The organism is Sulfurovum sp. TSL6 (assembly GCF_019972115.1).
Classification (GTDB): domain Bacteria; phylum Campylobacterota; class Campylobacteria; order Campylobacterales; family Sulfurovaceae; genus Sulfurovum.
Genome location: NZ_BPFJ01000002.1, coordinates 439,014 through 453,750 on the forward strand (window position 1 = coordinate 439,014; position 14,737 = coordinate 453,750).

The window sequence follows — 14,737 nt, forward strand, 5'->3', positions numbered from 1 at the left end:
TTTTAGCTCGGTTTTACCGCTAAATTCACCAATTTATTTGGCACAACGATCTCTTTAACGACACTCATACCCTCAAGCCATTTTGCTCCGGCTTCTTTTGCTGCAACTAAGATCTCATCCTGTGTAGCGGAAGGACTTACTTCTATCTCCGTACGTTTTTTACCACCTATCATGACGACATACAAAACACTATCCTGCACAAAAACTTCTTCTTTCACTTCAAGAACAGCCTGTAGGTTTTTACGCTCAAACAATACTTCACTAAGTTCTGTCGTGACATGAGGAATAATCGGTTCAAGAAGGTTGAGCATAATGTACATACCTTCAGTCCACACAGCCCCATCATCTTGTTTATCCAATGCATTCAGTGCTTCCATACATGCTGCAATAAGCGTATTGAAGGCAAATGTCTTCTCATAAACATCTGAAGATTTTTGCAGTGCTTCATAGACTTTTACACGTGCAAGTTTAGATTCTTTACTCAATGTTCCCTGATCGATCTCAGGCAGACTGTTTTGTGTGACTTTCTCTTTTCTGTCATAGAGTTTTTTGATAAATCTAAATGCACCCTCTACGGCCGAGTCATTCCACTCAAGCTCTTTTGCCGGCGGTGCAGCAAAAAGAGTGAAGAGTCTGGCCGTATCTGCACCATACTTCTCTACCAGTGCATCCGGGTCTACCGTATTTCCTTTAGACTTACTCATCTTCGCACCATCCATCAGTACCATCCCCTGGGTCAAGAGGTTCTCAAACGGTTCATTGACATCATGGTAACCAAGATCACGAAGTACTTTTGTAAAAAAACGAGCATACAACAAGTGTAAAATGGCATGCTCGATCCCACCGATATATTGATCTACTCCCAACCAATAATTGGCTTCTTCTTTGTCAATACCTACTTCATTCCACTTCTTAGGATTGGTCGCATAACGGAACTGGTACCAGCTTGACTGTACAAAGGTATCGAGTGTATCTGTCTCACGAATAGCTTCTTCTCCACACTTCGGACAAGCACAGTGTTTCCATGTAGGATGGTTTTCAAGCGGGTTTCCTTCCCCAGTGATCTCAACATCTTCAGGCAGTGCAATAGGAAGGTTTTCTATCTTTTCAGGGACAAGTCCACAACTTTTACAATGCACAAATGGTATCGGTGCACCCCAGTAACGCTGGCGGCTTACACCCCAGTTTCTGAGTTTGAAGTTTGTCGTGCCTTTCCCGAATCCCGCCTCTTCGAACATCGCAATGATCTTAGCCTTAGCCTCGTAATTGCCTAACCCTGTAAAAGCTGCAGAATCAACCAGTTCTCCTTCAAGCGTATAAGGAAGCTCTTCCCCACCACTGATCACTCTTTTGACAGGAAGATCATACTTGCTTGCAAACTCAAAGTCTCTCTCGTCATGTGCAGGTACCGCCATGACCGCTCCGCCGCCATAAGAAGCCAGTACAAAGTTCGCTGTCCATACCGGTATCTCTTCCCCTGTAAGAGGATGGATCACAGTAATACCAAGAGGATACCCCTCTTTATCTGCCTGTGCTCTTTCACGCTCTGTCATATTGGCTATATCAGTGATCTTTTGAGCTACCCCATCATCAAGTAGATCATGGTCAATCAGATACTTCGTGATAGGATGTTCCGCTGCAAGCGCAGAGTATGTGACACCATAGATCGTATCCGGACGTGTAGTAAACACACTGTATATATCAAAATTTCCACCCAGTTTCTTTTGACTCTCAGCACTGAGTTCAAACTCAAATTCAAGTCCCTGAGATTTACCGATCCAGTTACTTTGCATCGTTAGTACCTGTGAAGGCCATTTTCCTTCAAGCTCTTTTAAGTCCTCAAGCAGGTCATCCGCGTACTTGATAATATCCAGGTAATACCCCGGCATCTCTTTGAGCTGTACTTCATTGTCACAACGCCAACAACACCCTTCTTCGACCTGTTCATTTGCCAATACCGTATGACAATCTTCACACCAGTTTACCGTTGTAGACTCACGGTAAAGCAGTTTCTCTTCGAACATTTTAATGATAAACTCTTGTTCCCACTTCGTATAGAGTGTATCACAGGTAGCAAACTCACGTGTTTTAGAAAATGAAAGTCCCAGTGTATTGAGCTCTTTTCTCATATAATCAATATTCGAATAGGTCCATTCTTTAGGATGACGACCGTGTTTGATCGCAGCATTCTCAGCAGGCATACCAAACGCATCCCAGCCGATAGGATGGAGTACATTAAAATCTTGTTTTCTGTAGTAACGTGCAAAAGCATCACCTATAGCATAATTACGTACATGTCCCATGTGCAAACGTCCACTTGGAAAAGGGAACATACTCAAGATATATTTTTTCTTTCTGTTTAAGGCATCATCCGGTTCAAAAGCCTTCTCATCATCCCATCTGTTTTGCCATTTGGCTTCAATCTCACTTGGATTGTAACTCATAGTTTCTCGCTTCATTGTTGTGATTATTTAAGTAAGGAGATTATATCCAATATGGGGTTAGAGATGAATTGAAAGGGATATATATGCTATCATCTGCATACTCTATCTGATTAGTGGAATATTTTCTATAGCACATCTAACATCCAGGCTTAGGTAACATAGTGTTATCACTTTTTTCTACTGAATTTCATCTTCATATTTAGTTGTTTTATACCAATCAAAAGTAAAATTTAAATACAATAATAGCAATAAAACCAAGGAGTTTGTTTGTCTTTAGCCTTAGCAAGAAAATACCGTCCTGCAACTTTCGATGACCTCATCGGACAAGAGTCAGTTTCACAAACACTCTCACTAGCACTTGAGGGTAACAGACTCTCACATGCCTATCTTTTTTCGGGACTTAGAGGGAGTGGAAAAACATCTACCGCCCGTATCTTTGCCAAAGCATTACTCTGTGAAAAAGGTGCGACTTCTCATCCTTGCGGTACTTGTACCCATTGTGTGATGGCAAGTGAAAGCAGCCATATGGATATTATCGAAATGGATGCTGCTTCCAACCGTGGTATCGACGACATCAAAGATCTCATAGAACATACAAAATACAAACCAAGCTCTGCACGTTATAAGATCTTTATCATCGATGAAGTACATATGCTTACGAATCAAGCGTTTAATGCCTTGCTTAAAACACTTGAAGAGCCACCTGACTTTGTGAAGTTCATACTGGCAACGACAGATCCGTTAAAACTGCCTGCTACTATCCTTTCACGTACACAGCATTTTAGGTTCAAAAAAATTCCTCAAAATCTTGTACTGATGCACTTAGAACACATCTTGGATCTTGAGAACATAGAGTATGAAAGAGATGCTTTGGACATCATCGCACGTTCAGGTGCAGGGAGTCTGAGAGATTCACTTACGTTGATGGATCAAGCCATTGTCTACTCTAAGAACTTTGTCGATGTGAATACTGTTACAGGGATGCTTGGTATCATTGAACCCAGTCATTTGGAAACATTGCTCTCTGACATCATGGCCAAAGACACGACAAAAGTGTTAGCCTTTATCAAAATGGCAGCAGATTATGAGGCAGAAATGATACTGGATGAACTCACACTCTATCTTAAAGAGTTGCTTCTCAATGCAAAAGGAAAGTTCAGTCCTATGATCATAGAGCGTTTCTTTAGGGTGATCGCCGAATCTAAAAGCTTACTCTCTCTTGGAAGTGATAGTGGATTCGTACTCTCCCTTACACTCTTTAAAATGATGGAATCTTTAGAGATAAAAGATATAGATACCATGATACGTGGCTTGGAACAGGAACTCAAAGGGGTTGAAGTGTCTGAAATAATGGTGACCACTCCCTCACCTGACCAAGCTGCACCCTCTGAAGTCATCACGATCACTGAAGAGGAGATCGTATCCACTCTTCCTAAAACTACAGCACCTAAAGCAGAACCTGTCCCAGAGGAGAAAGCACCTGAAGCGTTACCTGAGATGACAGAAAAACCAGTCATACACAATGAGCCTACCCCTCCTATAGAAGAAGAAAAAGCACCTGTCTATGTACAACCGGTTACCCAACCAGAAGTCACACAACCCTCTGCACCAGCCATCAATCCGCATCAAAAAACATTTGATGCTCTGGTAAAAAAACTTTATGACAGGGATTATGATCTAGGTGTTTGTTTTGAACGTAATATTTCCTTTGAAAACTTTGAAGATCATAAACTTACATGGGCTTCTATGGCAGAAGGTGAAGATAAAAAAATGCTCATCACCCATTGGGGACTTATCAAGATGTTCGTGAAAGATATTTTTGGTTTTGAAACCCAAATTATCAATATCCCTAAAAAAAAAGTTAATACAGCACCCATAGAGGAAAAAGCGGAAGAGCCGAAAAAAGAGATCCCTGCACATCAGGATGCAGATGCCGCTTCCATGATAGAAGATATCGAAATGAAAAGTTCTTGCATCGCCCCGGAAGCCGGAGAAACTGAAGCAGCCAAAGAGAAAGACCCTTCCACTCTGCTTGAAGAACCTATGATCAAAGAAGCTATCGCTCTATTTGACCCCAAAAAAGTACGGATCAAGCGTAATAGTTAAGGAGAAAACCTCTCTCCTCAGGTATCCATCCATGCCTTTGTCACTATTTTAGGTTTATCATCATAGATCTTTATCTTCTCCGCACTTATACAACGCCCGTCATCATCCAATTCAAACACAACCATTTGAAGCAGCGCTTTACACTCATCAGGTACATTGAAATGTCCTCCAATACCTGTAAGCACCCGTTTAATAGGTACATCTGAACCCATCCCTATCACACCGTCTCGGCAACCGGTCAAACCTACATCTGTCACATAACAGCAGCCATCATGTATCTGTAGATCATCGGTAGCCACATGGGTATGTGTACCCAGTATCGCAGATACATCATCTTTGAGCATATGCAAAATGACCTGTTTCTCTGAACTTGCTTCAGCATGCATATCAAGAATGATGTGTTTAAATCCTTGTGCTTTTAATTTCTCTACCTCTTCAACGATCATGGTAAATGGATTATCAGCCAGGGGCATCGTATAATGTCCCATAAGATTTAAGATCGCTGTTTTATGTCCTAAGAGGGTGGTTTCATAGATACCTTTTCCAGGTGTAGATTTTGGGTAGTTCATAGGACGTATAAGAGGATAAGTGTCAAAGAGGTTTAGGATCTCTTTTTTATCAAAACTGTGGTTTCCACCCGTCATCATGTCGATGTCGTAACCCAGTAGTTCTATACAGTTTTTTTCTGTTAACCCGAAGCCATGACTTGCATTTTCGTAGTTTGCTATCATGAAATCTACAAAATGCTCTTGTCTGAGACGTTTTAAATGGCGCTTGATCATCAAACGCCCTGGTTTACCTACAATATCACCGATAAACCCTATTTTCAAATTGATATCCTATTTGTTGTTTGCTTTTCCGGCAAATGGGAGTAATGCACTTGCCCACGTCAATCCGCCACCGAAAGTATCAAGCAACATAAGATCTCCTGTCTGTAGTCTTCCAGATTCCCAAATATCATTCAATGCCATAGGAATCGAAGCAGCTGATGTATTTCCATATTTACCTACCGTTAGAACCACTTGTTCTTCTCTCATTTTCAAAGCATCACCTACTGCTTTAATAATACGGTAATTTGCTTGATGCGGGACAAAGTGCGGGATATCATCCGCATTGATCTCATTCTTCGCCAATATCTCTTTGACATCTTTTGTCAACGTTTTAACGGCCAATTTAAAGGTTTCATTTCCCTTCATTTGTACAAAATTAAGCCCTTGATCAATGACTTCCTGACTTGCAGGGTGTATAGCACCAGGCGCAGGTGTGACCAAAAAGTCTGCATACGATCCATCTGCACTAGCATGGATATCAATAAATGCTTCATCTTTATTTGATGTAGCAGAGATCACCGCAGCGCCTGCCCCATCTCCAAACAAGATACATGTACTTCTGTCTGTATAATCGACAACAGAAGAAAACTTTTCAGCACCAACGACCAGTACATTTTTCTTCATACCAGACTCTATAAACGCTTTCGCGATAGTAAGCAGATAGACAAAACCGCTGCATGCCGCAGAAATATCAAACGCCTGCACATCTCTGATACCGATCTTATCTGAAATGATACATGCAGTTGAAGGCATATTAAAGTAATCTGGAGTCACTGTTGCACAAAGTACTAGATCGATATCCTCTTTTGCTAAACCGGAACGCTCTATTGCCTTTTCACATGCTTTAGCAGCCATATCACTTGTATATTCATCGTCTGCAGCTATATGACGCTCTGTAATACCTGTACGCTTCACAATCCATTCATCTGTAGTATCTACCATCTTCTCAAGATCCGCATTAGACAAAATCTTTTCAGGTACATACGCACCTATAGATCTAAATGAAGCATATACTGGTTTTGTTTGTGACATGGTTATCCTTAAGCCATAAATTAATTGCCTTATTTTACCATAATTTTCTATGGAGCATTCTAAAATACAATGAGAAGTGTGTTGATTATTTAAAGTGGTATACTATTACCACGGATACCGTGGTAACAAGGATTATCTATCGTTTGAAAGTAGTTCTTCTATTGTCGTATTCACATCAGATTCTGTATATCTAAGCGCTTGAAAAATAGCATTTTTAATCGCTTTTGCATTTGAGCTACCATGACTGATAATAGCACAGCCATTGATACCCAGAAGTGGTGCTCCACCATATTCTGCATAGTCAACTTGCTTTTTCATATTTCCAAACACTTTTCTTTTCATCATCAATGCACCGATCTTTGCCGGTAATGATTTTCGAATATGTTGTCTCATCAATGTAAAGATAGTGGATACCACACCTTCACTTGTCTTCAGTAAAATATTACCTGTAAACCCATCACAGACAACGACATTCACGTTACCGTTAAAGATGTCTCTACCTTCAACATTACCCACAAAACCATCTAAACCTTGTAGCAGTTTAAAGGCTGCTTTCGTCAAAGTATTACCCTTAGAATCTTCAGACCCATTAGATAAAAGCCCTACTTTAGGAGAGGCTATACCTAAGATCTGTTGCGCATATGCTTCACCCATCGCACCAAACTCATAAAGGTTTTGAGGTGTACAGTCTGTTACTGCACCTACGTCCAGTACTAATGTCTTAGTCGTTACAACACTTGGCATCAATGTAGCAAGCGCAGGCTTAGAGATATGCGGTAAACGTCCTATTCGCAATGTAGCCAATGTCATGGTTGCACCACTGTGGCCCGCTGAAACTACAGCAGAGGCTTCTTTTTCACGTACAAGTTCCACCGCTTTGTAAATAGATGAATCTTTACGCTTAAGTGCATCCGTCGCCTGATCGCTCATAGATATCACATCATTCGCTTCAACAATTTCAACTTTGTCTGCATAATATGGGGGGAGGAAAGAGCGTATCTCTTCTGTATTACCTACTAAAATAGGAAGGAATTTTTCAGATTCCAGTGCTTGAACCACACCTTCTATAATAGGCTCAGGACCGAAGTCCCCGCCCATAGCGTCAATCGCAATCTTTATCATCAAGATTATGCTTTGGTTGTTTTGTACTCACCGGTAGTCATGTTCATGTGGTGAGGCATTCTCCATGTTCCATCTGCATCTTTAACTGGCATTGGTAATGTCAATTTGTAATGTGTTCTTCTTTTCGCTGCTCTTGTGTGACTCACACGTCTTTTAGGTACTGCCATTTTATGTCCTTTATTACAATTTTATTTAATATTCTACTTCAAAATCTTCATCACTATTGGCACACTTGTCACAATAGTTATAAGCATTTTTAAATGTATTTATTTCGCTCTGTAGTATGTACGAAATATCTATTTCGCCATCTAAAAACTCAATTATATCTAAATCATCTTTATCTTCGGATACTATATCGCTCAGTCTAAGTTGTAGTTTATTGTCCACGTCATAGTTATATGTGTCTCCACATCTATCACAGTCCAACTCAATACTACCGCTCATGTGTGCATCTAAAGTTACTTGATGATAACCACTCTTCTTTAAAGTTCCTTCCAGCTTCACACCCTCTGAACTCAGTTCAATGGGTTTCGCTGTAGAACCAATTTTGTCAAAAACTATTTTCATAGTTTTTTGCTTAATGAATTTCTCTCTGTGCAAAAAAGAAGTTAATTTCATTGATTGCATTTTCAACAGAGTCACTTCCGTGTACTGCATTTGCATCGATGCTGTCAGCAAAGTCTGCTCTGATCGTACCAGGCTCAGCTTCTGCAGGGTTCGTAGCGCCCATAAGCTCTCTGTTCTTAGCCATTGCATTTTCACCTTCAAGTACTGTTACAACCACAGGTCCTGAGATCATGAAGTCTACAAGGTCTTTAAAGAAAGGTCTTTCAGAGTGGATAGCATAAAATGCTTCTGCATCTACACGAGAAAGTCTTGTTTTTTTCGTTGCTGCGATTCTAAGGCCTGCTGCTTCAAATCTTGCAAGAATCTGTCCTACAACATTTTTAGCTACTGCATCTGGTTTGATGATTGATAATGTTTGTTCCATACTTATATTCCTAAGCGATTAATTTACTTCCAAATTACATTTACTGGAGAGTATTCGGCCGGAATTTTACCTAAAAAAGTATTAAAATAAGTTTAAGTTTTGAGAGAGTTAAGGGAGTATAAATTGAGACTACCAAGAGGTAGTCTCTTTAAAGTACTAAAAATTAGTCTTCTACAACATTTTTATGCGCTGCTCTATCTTCCAATGAAATATCATCTCTCATTGGCATTTCAGCATCTGGATTTTCCATAACGTAATCTAGACCATCAATATAGTTTCCACCATTGAAGTACTCTTTATGCTCAGCAGTGAATGGCATATCCCAAGTAATACAACCTTCAGTTGGACATGCTTCAGCACATGCTGGAGAGTCGAAGTGATCTACACACTCAACACATTTGTCAGGATATACATAGTAGTACTCCTCACCCGTTGGATTATCATCCTCATCTACAATTGCTTCTACTGGACATTCGTCAATACAAGCTGCACAGTTTATACATGTGTCACCAATAATTACTGCCATTTTTATTCCTTTTTATTAATATAGAAATTACTATAGCTAAAGATATTTAAAAAAAGTTTAAACCCTTTAGATAATTTGTTAAAGTGCACAAAAAGGTACAATTCATTACACTATTCTAAACTAGATATTTAAATATCTTTTTATATCCTCTACTCTATCTGTCTTCTCCCAGCTGAAACCTTCTTCTTCTCTTCCGAAGTGACCATAAGCTGCTGTCCTGCGGTAGATAGGTTTAAGCAGATCCAGCGCATCCATGATACCTTTAGGTGTAAGATCGAAAAGTGATTCCACACAAGCAGTGATCTTCGATTCATCCACCGTTGCCGTACCATGTGTATCTACATAGATAGAGATCGGTTTAACGACACCGATCGCATACGCTATTTGCAGTGTTGCTTTATCACATACGCCTGCAGCTACAAGGTTTTTTGCTACGTATCTTGCCGCATAGGCAGCAGAACGATCCACTTTTGTAGGATCTTTACCCGAGAAAGCTCCTCCACCATGAGGGCAAGAACCCCCATAGGTGTCTACGATGATCTTTCTACCTGTAAGTCCGGCATCCCCTTGAGGACCGCCGATCACAAAACGTCCCGTAGGATTGATATGGTAGACAATATCATCAGACATCAACTCTGCCGGTATGACTGCTTTGATCACTTCTTCAAGTACCGCTTTTTGTACCTGCTCAAGTGTTACTTCGGGATGATGCTGTGTTGAGACAACGATAGTGTCTATAGCAACCGGTTTGCCATCTACATACTTCACTGAAACCTGTGCTTTCCCGTCGGGTCGTAAAAACGGGACAGTACCATTTTTACGAACCTCTGCCAGTTTAGCTGTGATCTTATGTGCAAGTGAGATAGGCAAAGGCATAAGCTCTTTGGTCTCATTACAGGCATATCCGAACATCAATCCCTGGTCGCCCGCACCGATCTCACCAGAAGCTTGGTCCACACCTTGATTGATATCCGGGCTCTGTTCCCCTATACCATTGAGCACTCCTGCAGACCTATAGTCAAAACCATAACTTGCATCCGTGTACCCTATCTCTCTTACCACCTCTCTTGCAATCTCTTGCATCGGTGCATACGCTACTGTTTTTAGTTCTCCTGCAATAACACAAAAACCATTACTCAATAACGTCTCACAAGCCACTCTGGCCTGTGGATCTTTTTCGATGATATAATCAAGTATAGCATCTGAGATCTGATCAGCCATTTTATCTGGATGACCCTCGGTTACCGATTCACTTGTAAAAATGTATTCGTTAGCCATTTTTTTCCTTTAATGTATTTCTCTCACTTCTGCTCTACAGAGCAATGTCGATAAATCACTCCATGATTTTGCTGAAGTTTCGCCATTCGGCTCAGAGAATTTTGAAATATTTGTTCACTGTCACTGAACTTGATAAAACACCTAAAAAGGTACTTTATCAAATACAGAGTTCATGTAGAAGAAACCTCCTCTACACGATTCTTTTTGCCAATTGCTCAGGCAGTATCCCCAAGGACTCTTCTACCAACTTGGTATTGCCATGTGTGATAAATGCATCACTATACTCGAATGTGGTTAGCTCTATATCTTTGATCTTCTTTTGGCTTAAAAATTCTAAGATCGCTGAACCTACCCCACCCTGTGCTGCAGAATCTGAAAAAACAAACCATTTTTTGTACTGAGTACTTAAAGTCACAAGCATCTCTTCATCCAATGGCTTTACAAAACGCAGATCCAACACTGCAGGGTTTGCTTCAACAAGTTCAGCCACTTTTTGGGCGCGTCCGACACCATTACCATATCCGATAAAGAGTATCTCTTCCCCCTCTTTGAGTAAAACAGACTTCCCTAACTCATAGGCCGGACTATCTGTGTTTTCTGCCAAGAATGCCCCTCTAGGGTATCTAAAAGCACAAGGATGGTCATACTCTTTGGCAAATCTCATACAGAGTTTCATCGTTGTTTCATTGTAGGGTGCAAGCAGTGTCATATTGGGTATGCTTCTTAAATAAGAAATATCAAAAGCACCCTGGTGTGTCTCTCCATCTTCTCCTACAATACCTGCTCTGTCCAATGCAAAAGCGACACCTAGATCCATAAGTGCTATATCATGGATGACTTGATCATATCCGCGCTGTAAGAATGTCGAGTAGATCGTACAGAAGGGTTTAAACCCTTCTTTTGCCAATGGACCCATGGAAGTCACAGCATGCTGCTCTGCTATGGCAACATCCCAAAAACGCTCAGGGTATTTTTCAATGGCAGCACTTAAGCCCGTACCGCTCGGCATTGCAGCCGTCACCCCCACTACTTTGTCATCTTCATCTGCAAGTTCTACTAGGGTATCAGAAAAAATAGCTGTTGCAGCTTTAGCACAACCGGCCTTTTTAGGCGCTTCACCTGTTTTTAGATCAAAAGCACTAACCCCATGCCAATGTTCTTTGGTCCCTTCAGCTATCTCATAGCCTTTTCCTTTTGTGGTTTGCGCATGGATGATCACTGGTTTATGCAATGCTTTAGCGACTTCCATCGTCTCTACTAAAGATTCAATATCGTGTCCGTCCACAGGTCCGATGTATTCTATTCCCATCTCTTCGAACAAAATACCCGGTGTGATAAGTTTGAAAGACTCTTCAAACCGTTTTGCCATATAGGTTGCACCCTCAGGCAAATGATCAAGAACTTTTTCTACTTTTCCCTTGAACTTCTGATAAAATGAACCGGCCATCGTTTGAGAAAGCAGTTTACTGATGGCACCTATGGGTTTAGCGATACTCATCTCATTGTCATTCAGAATGATCACTACAGGGTATTTTCTGTCACCCAGTTCGTTCAGAGCCTCATATACCATTCCCGCAGACATACTTCCATCACCGATGAAGGCAACAGGTATTCTCTCCTCACCTTTCAGTTCTATGGCTTTGGCTGCACCTACCGCAAGTGAGATAGAGGTCGAACTGTGACCAGCCACATAATAATCATATTTGGATTCTTTGGGTTTCGTATATCCGCAGATACCTCCAAACTGACGTAAAGAATCAAACCGGTCCCATCTGTCCGTCAAGAGCTTGTGTGCATAGGCCTGATGGCTCACATCAAAAATAAAAGGATCTTTCTCTACATCAAACACTTTGTGCATCGCCACGATAAGATCTGTAGCACCCATGGTAGAACTCAGGTGTCCGCCATTTTTACTGACCGTATCCAATATCTTTTGTCTGATCTCTCCGGCTAAAGTATTGAGTTCGTCTATAGAGTGTGTTTTTATATCTATCATCTTTTTATTTCCCTAGCAAATAGGCACTTAGCAGTTTTTTTGTGAAAACGATCTGAGCATCATCATACGCCAAACCTAGATCATCTGCTAAATTTTTGAGTTCTTTTTTCGTTATTTTGTTCATCATACTGTGCTGGACTTTATGTTGGGTAAAATCATCCAAAATAAAAGGTTTTACCTCTACTTCCTCTGCTTTGACTACTTCAACTTTTTTCAAGCTATCACTTCTAAAAAATGTTTAAAGAAAACATCATTTTGTTTTGCAGTTCCTATAGTGATCCTCATGGCATTCAACCCATAAGAGGCAAGGTTCCGTATGATGACACCGCGTTTAAGCAGTGCATCTGCTATCTTTGTTGAATCCATATTTTCATCAAACAGATACGTGATAAAATTGGTATAACTCTCTATATATTCAAATCCTTGTTCCTCTGCAAAAGCCTCATACCGTTTGATCTGCTCTTGGTGAAGCGCAATGGATTCTTTCACAAAACTGTCATCTTTGCATGCCTCTATGGCCACGGCCAAAGAGAGCGTAGAGATGTTAAATGGCGGTCTCATTTTATGGAGTTCTTTGATCAGTTCAGCCTGTGCGATACCATACCCTACACGCATACCACCCAAACCATGTGCTTTGGAAAATGTACCCAGATAGATGACATTTTCATAACCTAAAAGATCATTGGGTGTGATCGCGTATTTTTCATCTTTGGCTGCAGCATACTCCATATAGGCACCATCTACCACTACCAGCGTATCCTCATCTACTGCATTGATGATCTTTAAGACCTCTTCTTTACTTGTGGCATCTCCTGTAGGATTATTCGGTGTACAAAGGTAAATGATCTTTGGTCTGTGCATACGGTATGCTTCCATAAACTCATCATACTTATGTTCATAACTGGCTGTACGAAGGATCTTTGCCCCCATCTGTTTTGCATAGATCTCATACATGGCAAATGTCACCGCAGACATCAATACTGAAGAATTTTCATCCAACAGTGCACGAGAAATAAACTCTATCACTTGGTCAGAACCCGCACCTATGATGATATTGTCATCTTGGACATTAAACTTGCTGCTCAATGCAGCCTTAAGTTCGAACATACTGTCATCAGGGTAAAGATGCGCAATGTCAGCATTAGATCTGATCACTTTGGCGATGGCAGGGTTTGTACCTATCGGGTTTTCATTTGAAGCGAGTTTCACCACATCTTTGGCTGCAATACCAAATTCACGTACCACAAGCTCTATAGGTTTACCCGCTTCATACGTTTGAATGTTCTCTAATACTTTGTTAAATCTCATAATTATCTTTCTTCCTCACTGCTTACTTTAAATATCGTCTATCTCTTTCACATAGGAACCTAATATTTTGATCTCATCTTTATGTTTTTCCAAAATAGGTTTGATATGTGTATCATTTTGATGTCCATGAAACTCTATAAAAAAGATTGACTTACCCTCTACGATATGTGACTTGATCTTTGTCAAATTCACATGTGCTTCTTCAAAATCATTAAGAAAGTTTACCAATGAACCCGGTTTATTAGAAAGTCTTACAAGCAAAGAGGTTTTATCGTTCCCAGAAGCTGCATTTTCAAAGTCAGAGATAATAAAAAATCGTGTTTTATTATTCGTATCATCTTCTACGTTATTGAAACGTATAGGCAGGTTATTTAACTTTGCTGCCACTGCAGGACATAGTGCTGCTGCAGTTTCATCTTTGAGAGCAAGCTTTGCCGCTTTCACTGTGGATTCCACAGGGATATGTTCTATTTCATCCAGTCCCAGGTCTTGTAAAAACTTACGGCACTGTCCAAACGCGATGTCTTTAGAGTAAATTTTTGTAAGCTTTGTGATATCATCACTGACTGTAGCAAATGCCAAATGCACATCTATGCATACTTCAGCGATAATTTTAAGATCGTACTCATCCAGACAATTAATGGTGTCCGATACAATACCGTTAGAAGAGTTTTCTATCGGGATGACACCAAATTTGGCTGTACCTTTTTTGACTTCACGAAAAATACCCGGTATAGAACTAATAGACAAGTATGCACTCATAGCGCCAAATTTACTCTCAGCAGCCTGATGCGTAAAACTTGCTTCAGGTCCTAAGTAGGCGATACCTTCAGGTAGTTCAAGATTTCTGGCTACGGCAAACATCTCCAAAAAAAGTGCATCTATCGCAGCATCCGTAAGTTTACCCTTATTTTGACTTTTCAAACGATTGAGAATAGATTGTTCACGTTCAGGACGGTAGATAGGTGCTCCTGTAGTATTTTTAAGTTCACCTACCTGGTGTACCAGTTCCATACGTTCATTGTAGAGTTTTAACAATGTATCATCAATGTTGTCTATCTTTTCTCTTAACTCATCCAAAGTCATCTGCTTACCCTTCATTTT

13 protein-coding genes and 1 pseudogene are annotated in these 14,737 nt (G+C 40.5%); 1 reads left to right on the top strand and 13 read right to left on the bottom strand.

Going from position 1 to position 14,737, the window contains the following annotated elements:
* Window positions 1-2 precede the first annotated feature (2 nt).
* Window positions 3-2,444 (bottom strand): leucine--tRNA ligase, encoded by a 2,442-nt coding sequence (leuS, locus tag LDM93_RS07160; protein ID WP_223892054.1) that lies wholly within the window; start codon window positions 2,442-2,444, stop codon window positions 3-5.
* A gap of 267 nt (window positions 2,445-2,711) precedes the next feature.
* Here leuS and LDM93_RS07165 point away from each other — a divergent pair, with 267 nt between their 5' ends.
* Complete coding sequence (locus tag LDM93_RS07165; RefSeq protein ID WP_223891595.1) at window positions 2,712-4,550, top strand: DNA polymerase III subunit gamma/tau; 1,839 nt, start codon at window positions 2,712-2,714, stop codon at window positions 4,548-4,550.
* Window positions 4,551-4,567: 17 nt separating this feature from the next.
* Here LDM93_RS07165 and LDM93_RS07170 read toward each other — a convergent pair whose 3' ends face one another.
* The 12 genes and pseudogenes from LDM93_RS07170 to pheA all read right to left on the bottom strand — a co-directional run bounded on the left by LDM93_RS07170 (window position 4,568) and on the right by pheA (window position 14,719).
* Window positions 4,568-5,380, bottom strand: coding sequence for a TIGR00282 family metallophosphoesterase (locus tag LDM93_RS07170; protein ID WP_223891596.1), 813 nt, complete (start codon window positions 5,378-5,380; stop codon window positions 4,568-4,570).
* Window positions 5,381-5,389: 9 nt separating this feature from the next.
* Window positions 5,390-6,412 carry a beta-ketoacyl-ACP synthase III gene (locus LDM93_RS07175; RefSeq protein WP_223891599.1) on the bottom strand — a complete coding sequence of 341 codons (1,023 nt, stop codon included), beginning with the start codon at window positions 6,410-6,412 and terminating at the stop codon, window positions 5,390-5,392.
* 132 nt (window positions 6,413-6,544) lie between these two features.
* A complete protein-coding gene (gene plsX / locus LDM93_RS07180) occupies window positions 6,545-7,534 on the bottom strand; it encodes a phosphate acyltransferase PlsX (RefSeq protein ID WP_223891600.1) in 990 nt (329 codons plus the stop codon).
* Between the two features lie 5 nt (window positions 7,535-7,539).
* Complete coding sequence (gene rpmF, locus LDM93_RS07185) at window positions 7,540-7,701, bottom strand: 50S ribosomal protein L32 (RefSeq protein WP_012083812.1); 162 nt, start codon at window positions 7,699-7,701, stop codon at window positions 7,540-7,542.
* 25 nt (window positions 7,702-7,726) lie between these two features.
* Window positions 7,727-8,101, bottom strand: a complete 375-nt coding sequence (locus LDM93_RS07190) for a DUF177 domain-containing protein (RefSeq protein WP_223891601.1) — start codon at window positions 8,099-8,101, stop codon at window positions 7,727-7,729.
* Window positions 8,102-8,111: 10 nt separating this feature from the next.
* A complete protein-coding gene (gene ndk / locus LDM93_RS07195) occupies window positions 8,112-8,525 on the bottom strand; it encodes a nucleoside-diphosphate kinase (RefSeq protein WP_223891602.1) in 414 nt (137 codons plus the stop codon).
* Window positions 8,526-8,843: 318 nt separating this feature from the next.
* Window positions 8,844-9,051: pseudogene (locus tag LDM93_RS07200) on the bottom strand (4Fe-4S dicluster domain-containing protein); the annotation flags it as partial.
* 120 nt (window positions 9,052-9,171) lie between these two features.
* Complete coding sequence (metK, locus tag LDM93_RS07205) at window positions 9,172-10,329, bottom strand: methionine adenosyltransferase (protein WP_223891604.1); 1,158 nt, start codon at window positions 10,327-10,329, stop codon at window positions 9,172-9,174.
* A gap of 190 nt (window positions 10,330-10,519) precedes the next feature.
* Entirely contained in the window at window positions 10,520-12,325 is a 1,806-nt protein-coding gene (dxs, locus tag LDM93_RS07210) for a 1-deoxy-D-xylulose-5-phosphate synthase (RefSeq protein WP_223891606.1), read from the bottom strand.
* Window positions 12,326-12,329: 4 nt separating this feature from the next.
* On the bottom strand, window positions 12,330-12,542 hold the full coding sequence (locus LDM93_RS07215) for a hypothetical protein (RefSeq protein WP_223891609.1): 213 nt from the start codon (window positions 12,540-12,542) through the stop codon (window positions 12,330-12,332).
* Entirely contained in the window at window positions 12,539-13,633 is a 1,095-nt protein-coding gene (gene hisC, locus LDM93_RS07220) for a histidinol-phosphate transaminase (RefSeq protein ID WP_223891610.1), read from the bottom strand. Before hisC ends, LDM93_RS07215 begins: the two co-directional genes overlap by 4 nt.
* 27 nt (window positions 13,634-13,660) lie before the next feature.
* The gene (pheA, locus tag LDM93_RS07225; RefSeq protein ID WP_223891611.1) at window positions 13,661-14,719 is read right to left on the bottom strand and encodes a chorismate mutase; all 1,059 of its coding nucleotides are present in this window, start codon (window positions 14,717-14,719) and stop codon (window positions 13,661-13,663) included.
* Window positions 14,720-14,737 lie beyond the last annotated feature (18 nt).